This window comes from Klebsiella sp. A-Nf5, from assembly GCF_002810545.1.
Taxonomy (GTDB): Bacteria; Pseudomonadota; Gammaproteobacteria; order Enterobacterales; family Enterobacteriaceae; genus Klebsiella; species Klebsiella variicola.
Genome location: NZ_PIOG01000222.1, coordinates 80,256 through 104,376, shown reverse-complemented (window position 1 = coordinate 104,376; position 24,121 = coordinate 80,256). Strand labels below are relative to the sequence as shown.

25 protein-coding genes are annotated in these 24,121 nt (G+C 59.2%); 16 read left to right on the top strand and 9 right to left on the bottom strand.

Annotation, left to right across the window (positions count from 1 at the left end; translation table 11 throughout):
* Window positions 1–18: 18 nt before the first annotated feature.
* Window positions 19–147, bottom strand: a complete 129-nt coding sequence (locus CWM53_RS31270; protein ID WP_165785109.1) for a hypothetical protein — start codon at window positions 145–147, stop codon at window positions 19–21.
* 62 nt (window positions 148–209) lie between these two features.
* Here CWM53_RS31270 and eat point away from each other — a divergent pair, with 62 nt between their 5' ends.
* From eat to eutC, 3 genes are read left to right on the top strand one after another with little or no spacing between them, the layout of a single operon-like run.
* A complete protein-coding gene (eat, locus tag CWM53_RS20990; protein ID WP_061155617.1) occupies window positions 210–1,589 on the top strand; it encodes an ethanolamine permease in 1,380 nt (459 codons plus the stop codon).
* A gap of 9 nt (window positions 1,590–1,598) precedes the next feature.
* The gene (locus CWM53_RS20985) at window positions 1,599–2,987 is read left to right on the top strand and encodes an ethanolamine ammonia-lyase subunit EutB (RefSeq protein ID WP_025713481.1); all 1,389 of its coding nucleotides are present in this window, start codon (window positions 1,599–1,601) and stop codon (window positions 2,985–2,987) included.
* The gene (gene eutC / locus CWM53_RS20980; protein WP_064166043.1) at window positions 2,984–3,760 is read left to right on the top strand and encodes an ethanolamine ammonia-lyase subunit EutC; all 777 of its coding nucleotides are present in this window, start codon (window positions 2,984–2,986) and stop codon (window positions 3,758–3,760) included. Before CWM53_RS20985 ends, eutC begins: the two co-directional genes overlap by 4 nt.
* 441 nt (window positions 3,761–4,201) lie before the next feature.
* Here the strand turns inward: eutC and CWM53_RS31265 are convergent, their stop codons facing one another.
* A complete protein-coding gene (locus CWM53_RS31265) occupies window positions 4,202–4,345 on the bottom strand; it encodes a hypothetical protein (protein WP_165784183.1) in 144 nt (47 codons plus the stop codon).
* Here CWM53_RS31265 and CWM53_RS20970 point away from each other — a divergent pair.
* From CWM53_RS20970 to CWM53_RS20950, 5 genes are read left to right on the top strand one after another with little or no spacing between them, the layout of a single operon-like run.
* Window positions 4,338–5,444 (top strand): ABC transporter substrate-binding protein, encoded by a 1,107-nt coding sequence (locus CWM53_RS20970; protein WP_162677948.1) that lies wholly within the window; start codon window positions 4,338–4,340, stop codon window positions 5,442–5,444. The two genes, CWM53_RS31265 and CWM53_RS20970, sit on opposite strands and share 8 nt — an antisense overlap.
* A 19-nt stretch (window positions 5,445–5,463) precedes the next feature.
* Window positions 5,464–6,363, top strand: coding sequence for a branched-chain amino acid ABC transporter permease (locus tag CWM53_RS20965; protein WP_002890128.1), 900 nt, complete (start codon window positions 5,464–5,466; stop codon window positions 6,361–6,363).
* On the top strand, window positions 6,363–7,412 hold the full coding sequence (locus CWM53_RS20960; RefSeq protein WP_061155620.1) for a branched-chain amino acid ABC transporter permease: 1,050 nt from the start codon (window positions 6,363–6,365) through the stop codon (window positions 7,410–7,412). Before CWM53_RS20965 ends, CWM53_RS20960 begins: the two co-directional genes overlap by 1 nt.
* The gene (locus CWM53_RS20955) at window positions 7,399–8,181 is read left to right on the top strand and encodes an ABC transporter ATP-binding protein (RefSeq protein WP_008805323.1); all 783 of its coding nucleotides are present in this window, start codon (window positions 7,399–7,401) and stop codon (window positions 8,179–8,181) included. The genes CWM53_RS20960 and CWM53_RS20955 overlap by 14 nt, the downstream gene beginning before the upstream one ends.
* A complete protein-coding gene (locus CWM53_RS20950) occupies window positions 8,174–8,869 on the top strand; it encodes an ABC transporter ATP-binding protein (protein WP_004204908.1) in 696 nt (231 codons plus the stop codon). The genes CWM53_RS20955 and CWM53_RS20950 overlap by 8 nt, the downstream gene beginning before the upstream one ends.
* Window positions 8,870–8,985: 116 nt before the next feature.
* Here CWM53_RS20950 and CWM53_RS20945 read toward each other — a convergent pair whose 3' ends face one another.
* Window positions 8,986–9,162: a hypothetical protein gene (locus tag CWM53_RS20945; RefSeq protein ID WP_012542732.1), complete on the bottom strand. Its 177-nt coding sequence runs from the start codon at window positions 9,160–9,162 to the stop codon at window positions 8,986–8,988.
* A gap of 327 nt (window positions 9,163–9,489) precedes the next feature.
* Between CWM53_RS20945 and CWM53_RS20935 the strand changes: the two genes are divergently transcribed.
* The 4 genes from CWM53_RS20935 to CWM53_RS20920 are packed head-to-tail and all read left to right on the top strand — an operon-like array spanning window position 9,490 to window position 12,547.
* Window positions 9,490–10,299, top strand: a complete 810-nt coding sequence (locus tag CWM53_RS20935) for an ABC transporter substrate-binding protein (protein WP_002890106.1) — start codon at window positions 9,490–9,492, stop codon at window positions 10,297–10,299.
* 1 nt (window position 10,300) lies between these two features.
* Window positions 10,301–11,119 carry an amino acid ABC transporter ATP-binding protein gene (locus tag CWM53_RS20930; RefSeq protein WP_100729399.1) on the top strand — a complete coding sequence of 273 codons (819 nt, stop codon included), beginning with the start codon at window positions 10,301–10,303 and terminating at the stop codon, window positions 11,117–11,119.
* Window positions 11,116–11,868, top strand: coding sequence for an amino acid ABC transporter permease (locus CWM53_RS20925; RefSeq protein WP_012968860.1), 753 nt, complete (start codon window positions 11,116–11,118; stop codon window positions 11,866–11,868). Before CWM53_RS20930 ends, CWM53_RS20925 begins: the two co-directional genes overlap by 4 nt.
* Window positions 11,858–12,547 carry an amino acid ABC transporter permease gene (locus CWM53_RS20920; RefSeq protein ID WP_100631412.1) on the top strand — a complete coding sequence of 230 codons (690 nt, stop codon included), beginning with the start codon at window positions 11,858–11,860 and terminating at the stop codon, window positions 12,545–12,547. Before CWM53_RS20925 ends, CWM53_RS20920 begins: the two co-directional genes overlap by 11 nt.
* Window positions 12,548–12,550: 3 nt before the next feature.
* Here the strand turns inward: CWM53_RS20920 and CWM53_RS20915 are convergent, their stop codons facing one another.
* The 6 genes from CWM53_RS20915 to ecpR all read right to left on the bottom strand — a co-directional run bounded on the left by CWM53_RS20915 (window position 12,551) and on the right by ecpR (window position 19,346).
* Window positions 12,551–13,261, bottom strand: a complete 711-nt coding sequence (locus CWM53_RS20915; RefSeq protein ID WP_100729400.1) for a fimbria/pilus periplasmic chaperone — start codon at window positions 13,259–13,261, stop codon at window positions 12,551–12,553.
* Window positions 13,230–14,873 carry a fimbrial adhesin EcpD gene (gene ecpD / locus CWM53_RS20910; protein WP_061155624.1) on the bottom strand — a complete coding sequence of 548 codons (1,644 nt, stop codon included), beginning with the start codon at window positions 14,871–14,873 and terminating at the stop codon, window positions 13,230–13,232. The genes CWM53_RS20915 and ecpD overlap by 32 nt, the downstream gene beginning before the upstream one ends.
* Window positions 14,863–17,388: a fimbrial usher EcpC gene (ecpC, locus tag CWM53_RS20905; RefSeq protein ID WP_100631409.1), complete on the bottom strand. Its 2,526-nt coding sequence runs from the start codon at window positions 17,386–17,388 to the stop codon at window positions 14,863–14,865. The genes ecpD and ecpC overlap by 11 nt, the downstream gene beginning before the upstream one ends.
* 25 nt (window positions 17,389–17,413) lie before the next feature.
* Window positions 17,414–18,082 carry a fimbrial chaperone EcpB gene (locus CWM53_RS20900; protein WP_008805316.1) on the bottom strand — a complete coding sequence of 223 codons (669 nt, stop codon included), beginning with the start codon at window positions 18,080–18,082 and terminating at the stop codon, window positions 17,414–17,416.
* 58 nt (window positions 18,083–18,140) lie between these two features.
* Complete coding sequence (gene ecpA / locus CWM53_RS20895; RefSeq protein ID WP_012542737.1) at window positions 18,141–18,728, bottom strand: common pilus major fimbrillin subunit EcpA; 588 nt, start codon at window positions 18,726–18,728, stop codon at window positions 18,141–18,143.
* A gap of 75 nt (window positions 18,729–18,803) precedes the next feature.
* Window positions 18,804–19,346 (bottom strand): ECP biosynthesis operon DNA-binding transcriptional regulator EcpR, encoded by a 543-nt coding sequence (gene ecpR / locus CWM53_RS20890; protein WP_061155628.1) that lies wholly within the window; start codon window positions 19,344–19,346, stop codon window positions 18,804–18,806.
* An 843-nt stretch (window positions 19,347–20,189) separates the two neighbouring features.
* On the opposite strand from ecpR, the gene phnC reads away from it, so the two are divergent.
* The 4 genes from phnC (at window position 20,190) to phnE (CWM53_RS20870) (ending at window position 23,814) form a co-directional block, all read left to right on the top strand.
* The gene (gene phnC / locus CWM53_RS20885; RefSeq protein ID WP_061155629.1) at window positions 20,190–21,032 is read left to right on the top strand and encodes a phosphonate ABC transporter ATP-binding protein; all 843 of its coding nucleotides are present in this window, start codon (window positions 20,190–20,192) and stop codon (window positions 21,030–21,032) included.
* A 22-nt stretch (window positions 21,033–21,054) separates the two neighbouring features.
* Window positions 21,055–21,993, top strand: a complete 939-nt coding sequence (gene phnD / locus CWM53_RS20880) for a phosphonate ABC transporter substrate-binding protein (RefSeq protein ID WP_032691132.1) — start codon at window positions 21,055–21,057, stop codon at window positions 21,991–21,993.
* A 67-nt stretch (window positions 21,994–22,060) separates the two neighbouring features.
* Window positions 22,061–22,933, top strand: a complete 873-nt coding sequence (gene phnE / locus CWM53_RS20875) for a phosphonate ABC transporter, permease protein PhnE (protein ID WP_038422156.1) — start codon at window positions 22,061–22,063, stop codon at window positions 22,931–22,933.
* Window positions 22,930–23,814, top strand: coding sequence for a phosphonate ABC transporter, permease protein PhnE (gene phnE, locus CWM53_RS20870; RefSeq protein WP_100631407.1), 885 nt, complete (start codon window positions 22,930–22,932; stop codon window positions 23,812–23,814). The genes phnE (CWM53_RS20875) and phnE (CWM53_RS20870) overlap by 4 nt, the downstream gene beginning before the upstream one ends.
* Window positions 23,815–24,121: the final 307 nt, after the last annotated feature.

Below are 24,121 nucleotides of genomic sequence, written 5' to 3'. Positions count from 1 at the left end.
CATCCAAAAGAAGAAGAGTTATACCGTGACGCCGCGGAAAAAGCAAAGCCGCTGCACCAGAGCACGCGCCGACAGCGTGCAGCCTGCCCCATTTTTGCGCAGCGCCGGCGGGCGCGCCACGGACTGACGCCTCCTCGCGACAGACAACGTTCTGGCACTCTCTTTGCAGCCTGTCGTTCAGAACCTTTCTATCTGGCGAGGCAACACGTATGACAGAGCAAACCACCACCTTAAAAAGAACGCTCGGCAGTTTTCGTTTATGGGGGATCGCCGTCGGACTGGTGATATCCGGGGAGTACTTCGGCTGGAGCTACGGCTGGTCACAGGCGGGCACGATGGGGTTTATGGTCGTCGCCCTGGCGGTCGCCGCGATGTACTGCGCCTTTATTTTCAGCTTTACCGAGCTGACCACCGCCATCCCGCACGCTGGCGGCCCTTTCGCCTACGCCTACCGCGCCTTCGGGCCCACCGGCGGCTTTATCGCTGGTTTTGCCACCCTGATTGAATTCGTCTTCGCCCCGCCGGCCATCGCCATGGCCATCGGCGCCTACCTCAACGTGCAGTTTCCGGCGCTGGATCCGAAATGGGTCGCCTGCGGCGCTTACGTGATCTTTATGACGCTCAATATTCTCGGCGTCGGCATTGCCGCCACCTTCGAGCTGATCGTCACCCTGCTGGCCATCTTCGAGTTGCTGGTGTTCATGGGCGTGGTCGCGCCCGGCTTCTCCTGGAGCCACTTCACCACTAACGGCTGGGCGGGCGCGGAAAGCTTCAGCGGCCTGGCGCTGCCGGGGATGTTCGCCGCCATTCCGTTCGCTATCTGGTTCTTCCTCGCCATTGAAGGGGCCTCCATGGCGGCCGAAGAGGCCAAAGATCCGCAGCGCACCATTCCGCGCGCCCTGGGCGGCGGCATTCTGACGCTGACGGTGCTGGCGATCGGCGTGATGGTCTTCGCCGGCGGCGTCGGCGACTGGCGCGCGCTCTCCAATATTAACGATCCGCTGCCCCAGGCGATGAAGACGGTCGTGGGCAATGGCAGCGGCTGGCTGCATATGCTGGTGTGGCTGGGGCTGTTTGGCCTCGTCGCCTCCTTCCACGGGATCATTATGGGCTATTCGCGGCAGATCTACTCCCTCGCCCGCGCCGGCTATCTGCCCGCCGGGCTGGCGACCCTCAACCGCCGCACCCGTACCCCGCATCTGGCGATCCTCGCCGGCGGCGTGGTCGGTATCGCCGCGATCTTCTCCGACTCGCTGATCACCATCAGCGGCATGCCGCTGACCGCCTGTATCGTCACCATGTCGGTATTTGGGGCTATTGTTATGTATATCACTTCCATGGCGGCGCTGTTCAAACTGCGCCGTAGCGAGCCGAAGCTGATCCGTCCGTTCCGCGCCCCGCTCTACCCGCTGGCGCCGGCCTTTGCCCTCGGCATGGCGGTGATCTGCCTGGTAGCGATGGTCTGGTATAACCTGCTGCTGGCGCTGATTTTCGCGGCGATGATGCTCGGCGGCTACCTATGGTTCCGCAAAACCGCAGCAGCCCGTGAACGGGCGCCAGTGGATCCTCAACTGCGCACGGTCTCCTGAGGAGGCGGCATGTATAAAACCACGCTATCGGGCCAGGTATGGCGCTTTGATAGTCTGAAAACGTTGATGGCAAAAGCGTCGCCGGCCCGCTCCGGCGACGCCCTCGCGGGGGTTATCGCCACCTCAGCCGAAGAGCGGATGGCGGCGAAAATGGCCCTCGCCGAGGTGCCGCTGACCGACATTCTCGACAACCCGCTTATCCCTTACGAGCAGGATGAAGTGACCCGCCTGATCCTCGACACCCATGATGCGCAGGGCTTTGCCGCCCTGCGTCACCTGACGGTCGGCGATTTTCGCGACTGGCTGCTGGATGATGCCACCGATACCGCCACGCTGCAGCGGGTCGCCCGCGCCATCACCCCGGAGATGGCGGCGGCGGTCAGTAAGCTGATGCGCAATCAGGATCTGATCCTTGCCGCCAGCAAATGCCAGGTGGTGACGCGCTTTCGCAACACCATCGGCCTGCCCGGCCACCTCAGCGTGCGCCTGCAGCCCAACCATCCCACCGACGATCTGAAAGGCATCGCCGCCAGTATGCTCGACGGGCTGCTGTACGGCGCCGGGGACGCGGTGATTGGCATCAACCCGGCCAGCGACAGCTTACCGGTGCTGGCGCAGCTGAACGTCATGCTGGACGATATTATTCAGCGCTTCGCCATTCCCACCCAGTCCTGCATTCTGACCCATGTCACCAATACGCTGCAGCTGATTGAGCGCGGCGCACCGGTGGATCTGGTGTTTCAGTCGGTAGCCGGAACCGAAGCGGCCAACAGCGGCTTCGGCATCAATCTTGCCATGCTGCAGGAGGCCCGCGAGGCGGCCCTCAGCCTCAGGCGCGGTACCCTCGGCAACAATGTGATGTATTTTGAGACCGGCCAGGGAAGCTGCCTGTCGGCCAACGCCCACCACGGCGTCGACCAGCAGACCTGTGAGGCGCGGGCCTACGCGGTCGCCCGCCACTTTGAACCGCTACTGGTCAATACCGTGGTCGGCTTTATCGGTCCGGAGTATCTCTACGACGGCAAGCAGATTATTCGCGCCGGGCTGGAGGATCATTTCTGCGGCAAGCTGATGGGCCTGCCGATCGGCTGCGACGTCTGCTATACCAACCACGCGGAAGCGGATCAGGATGATATGGACACCCTGCTGACTCTGCTGTGCACCGCCGGGCTCACCTTCCTGATTGGCGTGCCTGGAGCGGACGATATCATGCTCAATTACCAGAGCACCTCGTTCCATGACGCGCTGTACGCCCGTCGCCTGCTGGGCTTAAAGCATGCCCCGGAGTTCGCCGACTGGCTGGCGAAGATGCAGATTATTGATCCGCACGGCGCGCTGCGGCTCACCGACGCCCGCCATCCGCTGTTGTCCGTCCTGCCGCAAGGAGCCCCCGTATGAACCGTCCCGATGCCTGGAACCCGCTGCGTGAATTTACCGATGCGCGGATCGCCCTGGGGCGCAGCGGCGCCAGCCTGCCGACCCGCGAAGTCCTCAACTTTGGTCTGGCCCACGCCAGAGCGCGGGATGCCATTCATCAGCCGTTCGCCAGCCAGCAGCTGGTGGCGCCGCTGGCGGCGCTCGGCCTCGACGCCCTGACGGTGCACAGCGCCGCGCCGGACCGTCACACCTATCTGCGGCGTCCGGATCTCGGGCGGCAGCTCGCCGACGAAAGCCGCGCCGACCTCGCCGCCAGCGGCGTCCGCCCCGCCGATCTGCTGCTGGTGATCGGCGATGGCCTCTCTTCCTGGGCGGTAGAGCGCCAGGCGGTGCCATTGATCCGCGCCCTGCTGCCCTATCTGCAGACGCTGGGTATCGGCCTGGCGCCGGTAGTGCTGGCGCATCAGTCGCGGGTGGCGCTGGGGGATGATATTGGCGAAACCCTGAAAGCCCGCGCGGTGGCGATCCTGATTGGCGAACGACCGGGTCTCTCCTCGCCGGACAGCCTCGGCGTCTACCTTACCTGGCAGCCCCATCGTCAGCGTCTGGAATCTGAGCGCAACTGTATCTCCAATATTCGTCCGGAGGGATTAAGCCATGACGCCGCCGCCTTTAAACTGGCCTGGCTGCTGGAGCAGGCTTTTTTACGCCGCGTCACCGGCGTGCAGTTAAAAGATGAAAGTGATAATCCAGCGCTGCATGGGAAAATAAAACCGTTGACCCCTTTAAAATAATAAGTCACGTGAGTAGCAGAATAGATTTTCAATATGACCTGGCGCACCTGAATATTATATTCGGGTGCGCGCTGAAATTGCCCGGCGACGCTTCGCTTGCGCGGGCCTGCGCAAACCGTTCAACCGGTTTATATGGCCTATTTCCCAGACTGGGTAAGGCGTCAGCCGCCCGCCGATAAAATGCGTTCACCGTACCAAAAACCGTGTTGTCGCCAGCCCTATGCCCTTCCCTGCAGGTAATAAGAATATTGCATGAGTAAAAACGAAACGGACGTTGTAAGGTAAATCAGCGCATTAACAATATCCGTCATATTTCAAGTTGCATGTGCGTTGGCGGCGTTCTCTCCCCCCAGTCACTGACTTCTGTAAGCGCCTGGGGACTCGCTCACTTGCCGCCTTCATGCGACTCGAATTATTTAGGGTATATATCTCGTTATCTATTCAACATAACAGCCAATAATTCGCCGGACACGCTGGCGAATTATTCGTCAATGTTATGCAGTCATTGATGGTTAAAGATAAATAATCGACCGACGGAGAAATACCAATGAAATCGTTTTCCGGGAAAGCGTCTTTAATGGCCACGCTGGTTGCCGCGCTGGTCGGCGCCAGCAGCGCGCAGGCAGCGGAAATTAAAATCGGGGTGGTATTACCCCTGAGCGGCGCCCTCAGCGGCTACGGCCAGCCGTCGCAGAAAGGGCTGGACATTATTCAGGCCATCACCCCGACGTTAAAAAATGGCGATACCATTAAGCTTATCGTTATCGATGATAAAAGCGACAAAGTCGAAGCGGCCAACGCCATGCAGCGGCTGGTCTCCAGCGATAAAGTGGATGCCGTGATCGGTGAAGTCACCTCCTCCAACACCCTGGCGATGACCAAAATCGCCGACGACAGCAAAACGCCGCTGGTCTCCTCCACCGCCACCAACGACCGCGTCACCCGTAACCATCCGTACGTCAGCCGGGTCTGCTTCTCGGACAGCTTCCAGGGGGTGGTCGGGGCCAATCTGGCCTCCCGCGATCTGAAAGCCAAAACCGCCGCCATCGTGTTTGACAGCAGCAACGACTACTCCGTCGGCCTGGCGAAAGCGTTCCGCACCCAGTTCCTGAAAAACGGCGGCACCATTCCCATCGAGGTACAGGCCCCAGGCGGCAGCAAGGACTTTAAAGCCCAGCTGGCGAGCGTCAAGGCGAAGAATGTCGACATGATTTACATGCCGATCTACTACACCGAAGGGGCGCTGATTGCCGTGCAGTCTAAACAACTGGGGCTCAACAAACCGGTGGTAGGCGGCGACGGTCTGGCCGCAGATCAGGTCTTCTTCGATGTCGGTAAAGACGCGGTCAACGGCTATATGACCACCGATTATTACTCGCCGAACGCCAAAGAGCAGACCCCGGCCGGGGAAACCTTCATCAAAGCCTGGGAAACCAAATACCAGCAGCCGACCCATACCTGGGGCGCAATGGCGGCGGACGCCTATAACGTCATCGTCAACGCCATGAACCAGTGCAGCGATCCCCATGATCGGGTCTGCGTGAATGAAAAAATCCGCGCCACCAAAGGTTTCCAGGGCGTGACCGGCACGCTGACGTTACAGAACGGCGATGCCATTCGCAGCGCGGTCATCAACGAAGTGAAAGATGGCAAGCTGGCGTTTCGTACCGTGGTTAACCCTTAAGTTGTGACGAGGCTACAAAATGGACGGCGCCATTTTTCTCCAGCAAGTGGTCAATGGAATGAGTCTTGGGGGCATGTACGCCCTGATTGCCATCGGTTATACGATGGTTTATGGCGTGCTACGGCTGATCAATTTCGCCCATGCGGACGTCATGATGGTCGGCGCGTTTAGTACGCTGTTTTTATTTTCTTCAGTTGGGCTACCCTTCGGGGTAGCCGTTTTCCTGACCCTCGGGCTGTGCGGCCTGTTTGGTATGCTGATTGACCGGGTCGCCTATCGTCCGCTGCGCCAGGCCTCGAAAATCTCCATGCTGATCACCGCCATCGGCGTCAGCTTCTTCCTCGAAAACCTGTTTAACGTGCTGTTCGGCGGCAGCTCACGCTTCTTCTCCGCCCCTGACTTTTTCAACCAGACCCGCGCCTTCGGCAGCGTCATCATTACCAACGTGGCGTGGATTGTGCCGCTGATCACCGTCCTGCTGCTGCTGGCGATCCTCTGGCTGCTGTACCGCACCCGCTATGGGATGGCGATCCGCGCGGTGGCCTTTGACGTCAACACCGTGCGCCTGATGGGCATTGACGCCAACCGGATCATCTCCCTGGTCTTCGCCCTCGGCAGTAGTCTCGCGGCGCTCGGCGGCGTGTTCTACTCCATCAGCTACCCCACTATCGATCCCCTGATGGGCGTGCTTATCGGCCTGAAGGCCTTTGCCGCCGCCGTGCTGGGTGGGATCGGCAGCGTCACCGGCGCGGTGCTGGGCGGCTTTATCCTCGGTTTTACCGAGGTGGTCGCCGTGGCGATCTTCCCCGAACTGGGCGGCTATAAAGACGCTTTCGCCTTCCTGTTCTTGATTCTGGTCCTCTTGTTCCGCCCGGTCGGCATTATGGGCGACGAACGTCTGGAAAGGAGCCGTTTCTGATGCTCAACGCGACGACGACCGCCGGGGCGCAACTGCGCAACCTGGCCATTATTGTCATCTGTATCGCGCTGCTGGCCGGAATCAACGTGGTTTTCAATGACTACATTGTTCGCGTCATCAGCACCATTTTTATCTTTATGATCCTCGCGGTCAGCTACAACCTGATCAACGGCGTGACCGGCCAGCTGTCGCTGGAGCCGAACGGCTTCGTGGCGGTGGGCGCTTACGTGACCGCCCTGCTGATCCTCTCCAGCGACAGCAAGGTAGACATGTTTGAAATGGCCGCCCCCAGCCCGTGGATCCTCAACCTGCACGCGGGCTTCCTCCCTGCCCTGCTGATAAGCGGCCTGTGCGCGGCGGCGCTGGCGGTGTGCCTCGCCGTACCGGTCTTCCGGGTACGTGGCGACTACCTGGCCATCGTCACCCTCGGCTTTGGGTTTATCATCAAGATCCTCGCCATTAACAACCCGCAAATCACCAACGGCGCCATCGGGCTGAACGATATTCCGCAGCAGCCGCATCTCCTGTTCTGGTGCGGGCTGTTCGCCCTGCTGGCCACTGGCATGATCCTCCAGCTGGTGTGGTCGAAGTATGGCCGGATGATGAAAGCCATTCGCGACGATGAAGATGCGGCGATCGCCATGGGGGTCAACACCTTCCGCATCAAAACCTGCGCCTTCGCCACCAGCGCCTTCTTCGAAGGGATCGGCGGCGGTCTGCTGGCTTCGCTGCTGACCACCATTTCCCCGGGGCTGTTCGACTTTATGCTCACCTTCCAGCTGCTGATTATTATCGTCCTCGGCGGACTCGGCAGCACCACCGGCGCCCTGCTCGGCACCGTACTGGTGGTCGGCAGCGGCGAATGGCTGCGCTTCCTCGACCAGCCGCTGCAGTTCTTCGGTCACGATCTCGGCGCGTATCCGGGCCTGCGAATGGTGGTCTTCTCCCTGCTGTTGCTGATCATCATGCTTTTCGCCCGCGAAGGGCTGCTGGGGAAAAAAGAGATTTGGCAGATGGGAAGAAGGAACAGCAGCTATGGCGGAAAATAACGTTATCCTGCAGGTGCAGGACGTCACCATGCAGTTTGGCGGCCTGCGGGCCATCGACAACGTCAGCTTCCATGTTGATGAAGCGGAGATCTTTGGCCTTATCGGCCCTAACGGCGCGGGCAAAACGACCCTGTTTAACGTCATTACCGCCAACTATAAACCCACCAGCGGCAACGTCACCCTGGCGGGTACGTCGCTGAAGGGGCTGAAGCCCAACCAGGTGGTGAACGCCGGGATCGCCCGTACCTTCCAGAATATCCGTCTGTTTAACTCCATGACGGTGCTGGAGAACGTGATGGTCGGACTCGACCGCGCCAGCCGCTACTCGCTGCTGGAGGCGGCGCTGCATATTGGCCGCTACTTTCCGGCCGAACGGGCGGCGAAAGCCAAAGCCATGGCCATTCTGGAGGACATCGGCATCGCCCACTTCGCCCATATGCAGGCCACAAACCTGAGCTATGGCAACCAGCGCAAAGTGGAGATCGCCCGCGCGCTGGCCACCGCGCCGAAGCTGCTGCTGCTCGATGAGCCGGCCGCCGGGATGAACCCGAAGGAGACCGAGGATCTGGCAGAACTTATCTTCCGCATGCGCCATGACTATCAACTCAGCGTCCTGCTGATTGAGCACGATATGCCCTTCGTCAACCGCCTGTGTGAGCGGGTGATGGTTCTGGAGTACGGTAAGCCGCTGTTCAGCGGCCTGATGGCCGAGGCGATCCAGCATCCGGACGTCATTTCCGCTTATCTGGGAGAAGCCAATTATGCTTAACGCCCGGGAACTAAAGGTCTTTTACGGCGTGATCCAGGGGCTGAAAGGCGTTGATATCGACGTCTATGACCGGGAAATCGTCACCCTGATCGGCAGCAATGGCGCCGGTAAAACCTCCACCCTGAACGGGATCGTCAACCTGGTGCGCTCCAGTGGGCGCGTCAGCTTCCTCAACGACGATATCTCACGCAGCCAGACCCACCAGATTGTGCGCCGCGGGCTGGCGCTGGTGCCGGAGGGACGTCGGGTCTTTACCAACCTGACCATCGAAGAGAACCTGCGCATGGGCGCTTACAATAATCTCGCCGGCTACACCCGCCTGCGCGATCGCATGTATGCCCTCTTTCCACGGCTCAAGGAGCGGCGTCATCAGATGGCGGGCACCATGAGCGGCGGCGAGCAGCAAATGCTGGCCATCGCCCGGGCGCTGATGAGCGAGCCGGTGTTATTGATGCTGGATGAACCGAGCCTCGGACTGGCGCCGAAAATTGTCGGCGAGCTGTTCGGCATCATTAAGCAACTGCGCGAAGAGAATATGACGGTGCTGCTGGTGGAGCAGAATGCGACGGCAGCGCTGGCTATCGCCGATCGGGCGTATGTCCTGGAGAATGGCCGGATCACCTTGTCAGGCGCGGCGCGGGAGATGCTGACTAACCCGGAAATTAAGCGGATGTATCTGGGGGGATAAGCGTGGTCAAAACTGCCTGGGCTGCGGCGGCGCATCCTATGATGCCGCAACCTCAGGCAGTCTCTTGCTACACAAAGCACACCTCGTTCCAGTAGGCTTCTCGAGTCCTGCGTCGCTCAGTATGTCTTATCATGACGGAACCACCGGGTTTCCACGTTGCCAATGTCCACGCCGTAGAGGCTGGCCACCGGCAGTATCGCCTCCATGACGCGCTGGGTATCCTGCTGTCCGGCTTCGCCGTTGGACAAAAAAGCCAGCCAGCCCGTTAATCGTTGCCACAATGCCACTTTCATTTTCTCCTCTGTCGGGAAGCGAATCGCTTGGGTCTATTTCAACCACAGTTGGCCGGGCGCGGGAAATATTAATTCCGAATTTGCAATCCTGGCTGGCGCATATTACGCCCGGTCCTTTCCCCTCACCCTAACCCTCTCCCTGAGGGAGAGGGAACCGCCCGGCAATCGTTGCCGCGCCGGTAAAACGCCAGCGGCGTATAAATAATACCCACAGGTTTGTTAAGTTCTTTTTCGTTATAGATAAGAATTTTTTCTTCTTTGCCGCCGACGGGGAATTTGTGGGAGCGTGATGTCCACAAAACAAAACAGGGATTCAGGGGAAAAAACATGCGCAATAAAACCACAAAAATTGCACTGGCGCTGGGTATGCTGCTGCTCGCGTCTCAGGCACAGGCAGACCAGCTGGCTGACATCAAAGCCGCCGGCGTCGTGAAAGTCGCCACCTTCGACGCCAACCCGCCGTTCGGCTCCGTGGATGCCAAAACCCACCATATCGTCGGCTACGATGTCGACTTTGCCCAGGCGCTGGCGAAAGCGCTCGGCGTCAAACTCGAGCTGGTGGCGACGAACCCGGCTAACCGTATTCCGCTGCTGCAGTCCGGCAAAGCCGACCTGATCGTCGCCGACATTACCATCACCCCGGAGCGTGCCCAGGTCATTGATTTCTCGACGCCGTATTTCGTCACCGGCCAGCAGTTCCTCGTGCCGGCCGGTTCTCCGGATAAGCTCGATGAGTACAGCAAAGCGCGCATCGGCGCGGTGAAAGGCACCACCGGCGAACAGGCCCTGCACCAGCGTTTCCCGCAGGCTCGCGTTCTCTCCTATGACGATATTCCGCTGGCCCTGACCGCCCTGCGCAACGGCAACGTCCAGGCCATCACCCAGGACAGCACCATCCTCGCCGGTCTGCTGGCGGAAGCGCCGGATAAAGCCAAGTTTAAAATTCTGCCCGACCTGCTCAGCAAAGAAGAGATTGGCGTGGGCGTGAAGAAAGGCGAACCGGCCCTGCTGAAAGCCGTTAACGATGAGCTGGTGAAGCTGGAGAAAACCGGCGAAGCCGCAAAAATCTACGATGTCTGGTTTGGCCCTGCCACCAAAACGCCGCAGCCGCGCGCCTTTACCATAGAAGCGAAATAATATGTTCTCGGGTTTACTCTCCCACTCCGCGGCCCCGGCCGCGGATTTTTCACGTCTGCAGCGCGCCAGCATTACGTTTCGTGATGTGGCCAAGCGCTACGGCGATCATCAGGTGCTAAACGCCATCAACCTGCAGGTCGACCCCGGCGAAGTGGTGGCGATCCTTGGCCCTTCCGGTTCGGGAAAATCGACGCTGATCCGCTTGATCAACCAGCTCGAATCCTTAAGCGGCGGCGAGATCCTGATCGACGATAAACCGACCAGCCGGCTGAGCGGCAGCGCCTTGCGCCAGCTGCGCAGCCGCGTCGGTTTTGTCTTCCAGCAGTTCAACCTTTACGCCCACCTGACGGCGCTGGAGAACATCACTCTGGCGCTGGAGCGCGTCCACGGCTGGGGGAAAAGTGCGGCTCAGGAGCGGGCGCTGGCGCTGCTGCGCCAGGTCGGACTGGAAGAAAAAGCGCAGCAGATGCCAGCGCAGCTCTCCGGCGGCCAGCAGCAGCGGGTGGCGATCGCCCGCGCCCTGGCCTCCTCGCCGCAGATTATCCTGTTCGATGAGCCCACCTCGGCGCTCGACCCGGAGATGATCGGCGAAGTGCTGCAGGTGATGAAAACCCTCGCCCACAGCGGGATCACCATGCTGGTGGTGACTCATGAGATGCAGTTTGCCCGCGAAATTGCCGACCGGGTGGTGTTTATCGATGGCGGCGACATTCTCGAGGTCGCCCCGCCGGCTGAGTTTTTCGCCCATCCGCAGCATGCCCGCGCACGGCGTTTTCTGCAGAAGGTGCTGGATCCGCTGCATCAGGAGAGCCTCGCGTGACGCCGATGCTTGACTGGCACGGCGTCCTGAGCGGGCAGCCGTTGCAATGGATTATCTCTGGTTTTCTCACCACCGTCTGGGTCAGCGTCGCCGGGATCCTGCTCGCCACCCTGCTGGCGGTCCTGCTGCTGGCCCTGCGCCTCGGCGGCGGCCGCGCGGGGCGCGGACTGGTGGCCGCGTGGGTCTCGTTGTTTCGCAATACCCCGCTGCTGGTCCAGCTGCTGTTCTGGTACTTTGCCGCCTGGAACCTGCTGCCGCTGGCGGTGAAGGAGGTGGTGAACGACGAACACGCCTGGTCCATTCTGCCGGGTAACGTCTGGTGGCTGACGCCGGAGTTCCTCTGCTCAATGTGGGGGCTGGGGGTCTTTACCTCCGCCTTTCTGGTGGAAGAGATCGCCTCCGGACTGCGCGCCGTCAGCCACGGGCAGCGGGAAGCCGCGCTGTCGCAGGGCTTTACGCCGTGGCAGGAGCTGCGCTTTATCCTCCTGCCGCAGGGGCTGGCCAACGCCTGGCAGCCGATTGTCGGCCAGTATCTTAACCTGATGAAACTCTCATCGCTGGCCAGCGGCATCGGCTTTGCGGAACTGACCTATCAGGTACGACAGATTGAGAGCTATAACGCGCACGCGCTGGAGGCGTTTGCCGTCGGTACCGCGCTGTACCTGGCGCTGGGGGTGGCGATGGGCGTGGCGCTAACGCGTCTCGGCCCGGGAAGAAAACTGCAACGGAGCGCCCAACATGAACGCTAATCTGGCGGTGATCGCCGATAACCTCGATTACCTGCTGTGGGGCCGACTGGCGGAGGGCCAGCCCGGCGGCGTGGCGCTGACCCTGCTGATGGCCATCGGCGCCACCCTGCTGGCGCTGCCGGGAGGCATTGCGCTGGCGGGCCTGGCCTGGCGCTACGGCGGGCTGGTGCGGCGTATGCTGTTTCTGTGGGCGGAGATTATTCGCGGCATCCCACTGATATTTGTCATCTTCTGGCTGTGGTATCTGCTGCCGATGCTGACCGGCGGCGATCTGCCCGGCGCGGTGACCGTGACCCTGGCGCTGGCGTGGTTTACCGCCGCCTCGGTGATGCACTCAGTGCTGGCCGGGCTGCAGTCGCTGCCGAAAGGACAGTATGAGGCGGCGCTGACCCAGGGGTTCGCCCCCGGGCAAACGCTGCGCCTGGTGCTGCTCCCGCAGGCGCTGCGCAACGTTCAGCCCTCGCTGGTGGGGATCTTTATCGGCCTGCTGAAAGACACGTCGCTGGCGTTTATCGTCAACGTCCCGGAGCTGACCACCGTGGCCGGCCAGGTCAACAACCGGGTGCAGATCTATCCCCTGGCGATCTTCGTCTTCACCGGCGCGGTGTACTACCTGCTATGCTGCGGTCTGAGTCTGCTGGCCAGCCGGCGTTTTACCCGCCGCGCGACCGCCGGATAAGGCTCACTCCGCGGGGCGGGGCTTCACCGGGCAGGTATCGCTGATCTTAATAAATTTGTCGTTATAAACCAGATAGTGGTTCCCCGGCTGGCGCAACGCCGGCTGGCGAACCACGTCGCCAGGACGCAAATACCACGCGTCCCCCTCCTCTTCGGTCGAATCGCATCCGGGTTTAATCAGCAATTTAAACCAGGTATTACCGGTGTTGCTCACCGTCCCGGCCACCTTATCGAAAGACCATTTAAACTGCACCTCGCGCGGGCGCACCACCAGAATGGTATCCATCACCACCACCGGCTCTATGCTGACCTCGCCGCCGGTCGGGCTGCGCCTCGTCAGGTTACGGGTGGGGATTTCGCGAAACGAGACCCGATAGTAGCGCTCGCGGTTATCCCGCGGGCCATGATAGTAAAATTTGAAGTACTCGCTCTCACCTGCCTGCAACACCAGCTGGCGGGGGGCGAACAGCAGCTCACCATCCACCGGCCGGGAGCGTACTTCGCTGCCGCCCGGGCGATCGATGGCGCTGATGGCGATGCGGTACAGCCGCGCGCTTTTATTGTTGTTGACCACCCGTTTGCTGGCGAAATCCGCTTCGGCCGGCAGGGAAAAGGTCAGGTTGCCGACCGAGATCGCCTGCGCCAGCGGCGCTGCCAGCAGGCAGCCCACCGTCAGCAGGGCCTTAGTTAATGTTGCGCCACGTCGCCTGGACATGAATCTCTCCTGAAGCGCTGACTTCACCAAACCAGCCGTTATCGTCTACCGTCCGCAGCGAAATGGCGTTATCCATCGGAATCGAAAATTTCACCGTGGTCTTATCCATCTGCCCCACTTCGCCGGAGATATCGGTCCATGGTGTGGTCAGCCACAGCGCATCAGTCATATCCCGCCAGCTGTCATCGCACCCGGCATCGTAGGTCTGCGTCGCCCCGCTGCGGGTGATAAAAGAGAGCGTCGCCGGGAACGGCACTTTCGCCGTACCGTCATCGGAGCTGAAGAGACAGTAGGAACGCCCGCCAATCACCTGCGCCGGTCCGGTCACCTTGATCAGCACTTCATCGGCGGCCGTTTTACCGCTGGTGGTGACGATGTAGCCGAAATCGAGCGCCGGTTCGCCGCTGCCGACATATCCCTCGCGCGACGGCGCCGAGGTATATTCGTCGGAGATAATGCTGATGCTGAAATCACGGGGTTTGATAATCAGCGTATTGGAGGTGGAAAACTCATACCAGCCTGACTCCGGCGAGGTGGTGTTCTGAAAGCGAAAGTTGAACAGATCCTTGGTGTTGATATCGCTGATCCCGAGGTTCACCATCTGCTTAAAGAAGTTGCTGGAGAAGAAAACATAGATTGAGTCTGAGCTCTTCATCTCGTTGAAGGTGTAGTAATAAGCGGTATTGCTCACCGGCTTCCATGAGCTGCCGTTGAGACTGAACTGCATATCGTACGCCCCGACGGCCGAGGCCAGCGACGAGTTGGCGATCGCCGGGAAAATATGGATCGAGGTGTTGCTTAAGCCGTTGGTCTGCAAGGTATAGTTGACCATCTTACAGCTTAATCCTGCGCGGCTGCCGATGGTCTGCGTCTGGCAGTCGGCGTTCCCCTCTCCCAGGGTCGGCACGCCGTCGCTGTTGATAAACACCTCCGCCAGCGAGTGGGTATTAATCAACCGCAGGTTCGCCGCTTTGGTGTGGGTGACGTTGCGCACATACCAGTTACCGGAGGCCTGATCCTTACAGCGTGCACCGCTGCTGGCGTCGTAGTTCACCGAGGTCTGGCAGGCATTGATGGTCATCGTAAAGCTGCCGCCGACCGGCATCTGCTGCAGATATTGATAAAACGCGTCCGACATCATGCCGTGCATCCACTTCGCGCCGCCGCTGGTCACCGTCGCGCCATAAAACCCGCTGGCGTCGGTGGTTTGCGGCAGGATCAGGCTGGTAGCCATATCGCACCCGGCGTACCAGTTGATGCAGCGCAGGCCGGTTAAGGGGTGCGAAACCGGCGAGTTTTCCAGCCACATATCAAACTTCCAGTTGGCATTGAGCCCGGTGTTGTAGCCGTTATCGATATAGCCGAGGCTTTGCTGATAGATGGTGCCGGAACCGGTGTATTTTAAGCCGGTCCAGCGGTTAGCGCCGGTCAGGCGCGGATCCAGCGCCCCGCCGGGGGTGACGAAAAAGTTGTCGTCGGAGTTGTTTTCAACAAACACAAACTCGCGCGCCGGCGCATCCGACCAGGTGGTCTTGGACACCGCCGCTCTGAGCGCGGCTGCCGGCCAGAGTAGCGCGAGGATCGCCAGCGCCATCAGTGCATTAACTTTCATTCTCTTCTCCTGTCTGCTGCACTACCGCCCACGACGAGAGGCCGCTGCAGACCACATCCCCGACCCAGACGGCGCCGCGCGCCTGGCTGAGCTCCAGCGCCACTTCGCAGGTTTTATTGCCGCCGTAGCTGAAATCGATAGTGGGGTATTTCTTATCCACGTCCATGACAAACTCGCCGTTTTCATCGGTCCGGGTACGGCCGATATGGTTGTTAATCCGCGCATTCGCCAGCAGCGTGCCGTCTTCTGCACGAATACGACCGGAGACGGTGACCATCTGCTTCACCTCTGGCTCAATCACCGCGACGTTGCCCGGATAGAGAGTCAGATGACTCTTGCGCCCACTGACGATGTCGTAACTGTCGAGCGAGTTTTTGCTGTTCTGTAGCTCCACCTCATAGCGGCCATAGGGAGAGAGCGGCAGGTAGTTACGTTTGCCGCTGAGCGGGAAAATCCGCCCGTTAACCCTGGCGCTGATCTGACCATCGTCCTCCAGCCCGGTGTTGAAAATCACCCCGGCGTTACCGTCGGTTCGTCCGCTGGCGGCGATGTTTTTGCCCTGCCAGCCGACGCTGCCGCTGGCGGTAAGGTTGGTGTTGACGTAGCCGTCTGCCGCGCTGTTGACGTTCAGCGTGCCGCTGGCGTAGCGGGCGTCGAACTGGGCATACGCCCCGCCGCTGAGGGTTTTGTCATCCCCGGTATCGCCGGAGATGGCCCGCGACAGATTGGCGCCGATGGTGCGAATGGTGCCTTCATCAAACTGCTTACGCGCTGAGAGGTTAGCCATGGTGTAACCGTTCTGATGGGTCATCCCGGCGCTGAACCAGTTGCCCAGCGGCAGCGAGAGATCGAGGGCGATATATTTCCCGGTGTTGGCGCTGCTGTCGCCATTGTTATAGCGCTGGATCCCCGCCCGCAGACCAAGCGATCCAAACGCGCCGCTGTAGACCGTCTGATAGTAATCCGCGGTGTAGTAATGACTGTTGTAGCGGCGGTCATCGTTGTAGCTGACGCTGAACGTCCCCAGCTTCGACCACAGCGCGTTGAGGTTGAGGGTGCCGCCGATCGCCCGGTTGTCGGCATCGCTGCGCCGCAATTGATCGCCAATGCGGGTTCTCTCCTGGTTGACCCACAGCGAGCTGAAGCCCCCCGGCAGCGTGGCGCTGATGCTGCCGATGCTGCTCCAGGAGCTGTCGCTGGCCAGCATATTCTGCAGGTTAACGTTGATCGACTCGCCCAGCGGCAGCGTCAGGCGGGTTTCCCCCACCGCCTGATTGTCGTAGCCATAGCCCGTTGCCGCCCAGCTCAGGGTGCTGAGCGACCCGGAGGTCGAGAGGCCTGCCAGCCAGCTCTCTTTTGCCGGCCGGGTCTTTTTTCCGCTTTCCGACCAGCGATCCATATGGAAACTGCCGCCCCATACCTGCCACGCCAGCGGCGCGCCGATGCCGCGTCCCCGGCTGAACAGCTTATTGACCCGCTGGGTGCGTTTGCTGACCACCCGACCGTTGACGATCACCTCCACTTCCACGTCGTAAATACCGTACGGCAGGCCGCGGGTATCCACTTCGTGGTTGCCCATGGCGAAGTTCTGGACGCTCAGCAACCGGCCGTCACGGGTGAGATGCACCTCGCCCGCCGCCGGTAAAAAGGCAATCACCGGCGTGGCCGACTGGCTGCTGTCGAAGACGGTGGAGCTGGCCTGGTTCCCCCAGGAAAGACCGTAAATCTTGCCGGCCGAAATAGCGGTCATCGGTCCCAGGGACTGCAGGTTCCAGGTGTCGAGCATCCCACCGGCAAAACGGTGGCCGGCGAAATCGCGCTCATACATGGCCTTATATAATTCGCTGTCCTGCTGACCACTGCCGATCCCGTACAGCGAGCCGTCGAGCACCACGTGATGCTCCCGCAGCGCCGTGACGTTGTTCAGCGACAGGTAGCTGGAGGTGTTGCTCCCGCCATTGCGCATCTGGTTGTTATAGACGCCGAGGTTATAGCTCAGGTTGCTGCTGAGAGTGTTCACGCTGGACTGACCGATATCTTCGCTGCGTGAGCGCAGCACGGTGCCCAGCGCCTCGCGCTTGACCACCAGCTGCAGCAGCAGCTGGCGCAGGCTGAGATCCAGCTGCGCGCTGTCGGTCAGGGGAATGGTGAGTGCCTCGCTGAACGGGGCATTGGCCAGGCCGATCAGCTGCTGTCGGGTCTGTTCGCTGACGCTGGCGTTCCCCTCGCTCTCCTCCAGTTGGATCTGCCGGACGCGTAGCTGGCCGTCGTCCAGCCAGATAAAGGCGCTGCCGATCCGCTGATCGTCCCGGGTGTCCTGGCTGCCGGCAAGATGAATATAGAGCGGGACGCTCATACCGTCCTGCAGCGCCCGACTGAAGGCCTGCGGAATAATCACCCCGCCAATCTGCTGGGCACGTACGGCAGCAGCGCTGGCGTCGGGCTGAACGAACAAAAAGATCATGCCGAAGGCAAGCTGTGTTTTCAGTCCTGGGGAAATCCGTCGTAGAGGCATCGTCGTTATCCATCTGCACAACTGTCTATTTCACGGGAACAAACTGCTCACCCTGCCAAAGCGCAACCCGTCCTTTTTTATTCGCCGTGTCCACCTGCGTAAAACGGCGCGATTTACCCGGCATCAGGTAGTAATTCTCTTTACACTCCTTACCGTCGGCGGCCTTCAGGCAAGGGCCGTAGGCGAGGATCCGCAGCGTCGCATTCCCGGTGTTGGTCAGGGAGCCGTTGGCGTACTGAAAGCGGTAGTTCACCTGGCGTGGCGCCACCACCAGGATGGTGCCGATGCGGGCGGACGCCGTCGCTACCGCGCTGCGGTTGGCGTTATCGCGCTGGGCATCGCTGAGTGCCTGATCGAACCAGACAATGCGGTAGTAGCGCTCTTTGTCATCCGCCGGGCCTTTGTAGAAGAAACGGATGACATCGCTGGCCTGAGCGGGTAGCAGCAGGCTGGCGGGGGTAAGCAGCACCTCATCCGGTTTATCCATCGGGATAACCTGCCCACCATCCAGCGGGGAAGAGAGCCGTTCGAGATGGATATTGATCAGTCGACCGCTGTCTGTGCTGTTCTTGATTGTTTTGCTCAGCGTGCTGCTGCCGCTGTTCATAAAAGATGAGATATCGCCGACATCCAGCGCCTGCGCCGGCGACACCCCGACAAGCAGCAGCCCGAGAGCCAGAAGGTGCTTTTTCATAACAATTCCGTCCGTGAAAAAAGCAGGGGGAGCCCCCCCTGCTGGTGCATCAGAAGGATCAGCTGGTCCAGGTGGCGTCGAACTGGACGCTGACGTCGCCGCTCCAGATCCCTTCCGGCAGGGTGCTGTAATCGGTCACTGCGGTGGTGCCGTTGGTGGTGCCGCTGATGATGGAGAAGGTGAAACCATCCTGCGCGGTGGTACGGCCGCTGGCGTTGTAGCCATTTGCCAGCGCGCTGAGGTTGCCGCCCAGTACGCCGTTAGCGGTATCGATCATCACGGTATCTGCGGTTTTTTCGACCGCGGCGCCGTTATAATCCACACCCACGCTCAGCGTGGAGCCGGAGGTATCCAGCTGGGTTAAGGTGTTAGTGATAAGGCGCGAGGTCAGCTTAAAAGCGGTCGCCGTTGCGTCACCTTCAATCGCCACGTCAAACAGACCTTTCTGCGAGTTAAAACCTTTAATGCCTTCGGCGTACTGGAACGCCAGGCTGCCGAGCGGGGTCACAACCAGCTTGCTGGTGGTGTCTTTTTTAGCGGTCGCCGACCAGGTCGCAACAGCCTGAGCCGTTACGTCAGCAGCCTGCGCCACACCCATACCGGTAAACGCTGTTACCAGAGCTATTGCCAGAACCTTTTTTTTCATCGCTTTTTCATCCTGAGTTGAATTAAGGACATGATGTCCCGGTGAACCATTTAAAAAAACAAACTTGCCTGGGTGTTACTGAACTAACTTATATATTTTGGAATACAGTTTGGCCTCGGCATTGCGCCGATGGGTATATACTGTCTTCACGCTACAATTTTCAATTCTGGCGATCGATTTCGGCTGCATGCCCTGGGCGGTCATGCGGATAATTTTCATTTCGCGGTCTGTAATTTTATCTTTCTTAATATCTTTACGGAGAAATCTGCCATTAATGACGTAAGCCAGTTCTTTTCGAATATCGCGGCTCAGGCCAACATATACCACGCCGCGAATATTGCTATTGTAATACCAGTAATTTGCTAAGGCTTCTGATTTCCTGGCCGCAATCAATACGACCTGTTTCCCCTTTACCGCGGATAGCCATTCGCTATCGCGCCTGATAAATTCGTTTAAAGAAGCCGTATTGAGATTGATAAAAACAAAATCTTTTCTGATTTTTTCCAACGACAGATAAATTAATTCGTCGATATCCATAATCAGTTCGGATAGCCCTTTATAGAAGTAGGAGTCATGGGCAGACCAAATGTACTTATCGGAACAGCATTTATATTCCATATAGTTTTTAACCTCATAGTCCTTGAAGTAATCATTTTTACAACTTCACTGTTTGCCAGGCCTACAAAGTTAACTGGCGTATTCGCTTCCTTTAATAAATCGCCATTAAATAAGACACACATTACTTATCAATATTTGATAAGCCGGGTTTAATTTTAATTATTTTCGGCATGGGTTGAATTTAAGTTTTTTCCTATGGAGTGTCAACACGCGGGCAGGCAATCAATTTCGTGCCTGGGTCAATATTTACAAAAACTGAAAATATCGGATTTTTGAGAAGATGAAAAAGACATTTATTTTCATGAGGTTATTGACAATATAACCCTCAATTCTTACTTGTGCTTTATATTACCCAGGATCTTCGCCCTATTATGTTAGGAATATTCTTAATGGTGCACCGGATGGAGTTATCAAATAGACTAAATTTATATAAAAATAAAGAATATAAATCTGGAAATTAGCAATAACCAGGATGATTCACCAATACATAAGACCAATGAATAGATTAACCTGCCGCACAAAATAGTTATACATATGTTAATTCTGCGGAATGATGAATGCTAAACAAAGGCAGACGCATTATCTATTCGATTAAACAGACCTCATTAGCAAGATAAAACGAGTTTTGCCGATGGGTTCCTGCCGTCACGGGTGCACCTGCCTCTGCGTCCCCCGAAAGCATAGCCGCTTTTCAAGGCTTCGCCAGCGGCCAGCGAGCCGCGCGGTCGGCCTGTCATCCCCGCCCTTTCCCGCCTGTTCACGGTTTGTTCGCAATACCGTCATCGAAATTTCATATAAAGACCTATTAATAGTGCCCAGTTAATGACGAACCTGGACACTCTTATGAACAGCTCTCTTGCCGCGGTGGCCGAAACTGATTTCCAGCCGTTCACCGATCTCGATGCAGGCCTGCAGCGGAAGGTCTTAAGCGTGCGTAACCTGACTAAAGCCTATCATGCCCAGCACAAGGTGCTGGACGGCATTAGCTTTGACCTGCACGCCGGCGAAATGGTCGGGGTCATTGGTCGCTCCGGCGCCGGTAAATCGACGCTCCTGCATGTCCTTAATGGTACGCACAGCGCCAGCGGCGGTGAAATTCTTAGCTATCCGGAAGTCGGTACGCCACACGATGTCTCAAAGTTGAAAGGCCGCTCACTCAACGCCTGGCGCAGTCAATGCGGAATGATCTTTCAGGACTTCTGTCTGGTACCGCGCCTCGACGTGCTCACCAATGTCCTGCTTGGCCGCCTCAGCCAGACCTCAACCCTGAAGTCGCTGTTTAAGATTTTCCCCGAAGCCGATCGGGCGCGCGCCATTGCGCTGCTTGAGTGGATGAACATGCTGCCGCATGCGCTGCAGCGGGCGGAGAACCTCTCCGGGGGACAGATGCAGCGGGTGGCAATCTGCCGGGCGCTGATGCAAAACCCCGGCATATTGCTGGCCGACGAACCTGTCGCCTCGCTGGATCCGAAGAACACCCAGCGCATCATGGATGTGCTGCGCGAGATTAGCGAGCAGGGCATCAGCGTGATGGTGAACCTGCATTCGGTAGAGCTGGTGAAGGCCTACTGCACCCGGGTTATCGGCGTCGCCAGCGGCCAGCTTATTTTTGACGATCACCCCTCCCGGCTGACGCAGGATGTGCTGCAGCAGCTGTACGGCGATGAAGTTAGCCAATTGCATTAATTTCACTCACACGGGCAACATAATGAAAAAATATATGACTGGCGCAGTTCGTTTATCCGCAGTGGTCGCGGGCATGATGATGGCATGGCAGGCGGCGGCAGCGCAGCCGAAAGAGCTGAATCTGGGCATTCTCGGCGGCCAGAACGCCACCCAGCAAATCGGTGATAACCAGTGTGTGAAGACCTTCCTCGATAAAGAGCTGAACGTGGATACCAAACTGCGTAACTCTTCCGACTATTCCGGGGTGATCCAGGGTCTGCTGGGGGGCAAAGTCGACGTGGTGCTGAGCATGTCCCCCTCCTCTTACGCCTCGGTTTATATCAATAATCCGAAAGCGGTGGATATCGTCGGCATTGCCGTGGACGATAAAGATCAGTCTCGCGGCTATCACTCCGTGGTGATCGTCAAAGCCGACTCCCCGTACAAAACGCTGGACGATTTAAAAGGTAAAGCGTTCGGCTTCGCCGATCCTGACTCCACTTCCGGTTATTTGATCCCTAACCATGCGTTTAAAGAAAAATTTGGCGGTAACGCCGACAACAAATACAACAATACCTTCTCCAGCGTTACCTTCTCCGGTGGCCACGAGCAGGACATCCTCGGCGTGCTGAACGGCCAGTTCGCGGGCGCGGTCACCTGGACCTCGATGGTCGGCGATTACAATACCGGCTACACCACCGGCGCGTTCAACCGCCTGATTCGCATGGATCATCCGGATCTGATGAAGCAGATCCGCATTATCTGGCAATCGCCGCTGATCCCGAACGGCCCGATCCTGGTGAGCAATGCGCTGCCGGCGGACTTTAAGGCGAAGGTCGTGGCGGCGGTGAAAAAACTGGACACCGAGGATCACGCCTGCTTTATCAAAGCGATGGGCGGTACCCAGCACATCGGTCCGGGCAGCGTGGCTGACTTCCAGCAGATTATCGACATGAAACGCGAGCTGGTGAGCGCGCGTTAATCCTGCCTCAACGCCGCCTGCTTGCCTCCAGGGTGAGCGGCGGCGCTACGTTGAAGATCCCCGACGCATGAAGACGACCCACACCGAATTTGAACGCTATTACCAGCAGGTACGCTCGCGGCAAAAGCGCGATACCGTCTGCTGGTCGTTACTCCTGCTGGCGCTCTATTTTGCCGCCGGCAGCGCCGCAGAATTTAATCTGCTGACCATCTGGCACTCGCTGCCCCACTTCTTTGACTATATGGCAGAGACCATTCCGCCTCTGAGTGCCGGCAACCTGTTCGCCGATGTGCAGACCAAAGGGTCGCTGGCCTGGTGGGGCTATCGCCTGCCGATCCAGTTGCCGCTCATCTGGGAAACCCTGCAGCTGGCGCTGGCCTCGACGCTGGTGGCAGTCGCCATTGCCACCGTCTTCGCGTTCCTCGCCGCCAACAACGCCTGGACCCCGGCGCCGGTGCGCTTTGCCATTCGCGTACTGGTGGCGTTTTTGCGCACCATGCCCGAGCTGGCGTGGGCGGTGATCTTTGTCATGGCGTTCGGCATCGGCGCGATCCCGGGCTTTCTGGCGCTGATGCTGCACACCGTCGGGAGCCTGACCAAACTGTTCTACGAGGCGGTGGAAAGCGCGCAAAACAAACCGGTACGCGGCCTGGCGGCCTGCGGTGCGTCGCCGCTGCAGAAAATCCGCTTCGCCCTGTGGCCGCAGGTGAAACCGCTGTTTCTCTCCTACGGCTTTATGCGGCTTGAAATCAACTTCCGTTCGTCGACGATTCTCGGGCTGGTGGGCGCGGGGGGCATCGGTCAGGAGCTGATGACCAACATCAAACTCGACCGCTACGATCAGGTGAGCATCACCCTGCTGCTGATCATTCTGGTGGTGTCGGCGCTGGACATGCTGTCCGGTCGTCTGCGCCTGTGGGTACTGGAGGGAAAAAAATGAGTGTCTGGCACATGCAACCGGATATCGCCGCCAGCCGTCGGCAGCATAAGCAGCTCTATCAGGTCCAGGGGCGCTACCTGCGCTACGTCGGGCTGGTGGCGCTGGCCTGCGTGCTCTATTACGTCTGGTTTTTTCTGCAGTTTGGCATCAGCGGCGAGCAGCTGACCACCGGTCTGCAGCAGATTGGCCGCTACCTGGCGCGGATGTTCGTCTGGCACGACTTCTGGAACTGGCCGTTCGGCTATTACTTCACGCAAATCGGCATCACCCTGGCTATCGTCTTCGCCGGGACGCTGACCGCCACGGTGCTGGCGCTGCTGCTCTCCTTCTTTGCCGCCCGCAACATCATGCGCGGCATGGTGCTGGGGACCCTCGCTCTGCTGATGCGCCGCCTGTTTGATGTGCTGCGCGGGATCGATATGGCTATCTGGGGGTTGATTTTCGTGCGCGCGGTGGGCCTCGGGCCGTTGGCGGGGGTGCTGGCGATCATCATGCAGGACACCGGTCTGCTGGGACGGCTGTACGCGGAAGGACACGAAGCCGTGGACCGCTCCCCCGGGCGCGGGCTGACCGCCGTGGGCGCGAACGGCCTGCAAAAGCATCGCTTCGGCATTTTTACCCAGTCGTTCCCGACCTTCCTCGCCCTGAGCCTGTATCAGATTGAATCCAACACCCGCTCCGCGGCGGTGCTGGGCTTCGTCGGCGCCGGCGGTATTGGGCTTATCTATGCCGAGAACATGCGCCTGTGGAACTGGGATGTGGTGATGTTTATCACCCTGCTGCTGGTGGCGGTGGTGATGATCATGGACACCCTCTCCGCCTGGCTGCGCCGTCGTTATATCGGCGGCGCCGCGGTGCCGCTGTATCAGGGCGGACGCTAGCGCGCCTTTGCGCCGGATGGCGGCTTCGCCTTATCCGGCCTACTCGTCCGGCTCTGACTGTCTCCAGGCCCGGCAAACAACTGCGCCGCCGGGCGATGGCATCAGGCACGGAGCTGCTTTTATGCCGGGTGGCGGCTGCGCCTTACCCGGCCTACAACCCCAAATCACCGCCGAGCCTGGGGCAACTGAAACTGCCGGTGCTGGCGGCCTCAACATCGCTGAGACGTTCCCTGCCCATGGAAAAAAGAATGCAGAAAAATTAACCGGGAGCGCAATCTGCCCGGAAATAACACAGGAGTGGTAGCCC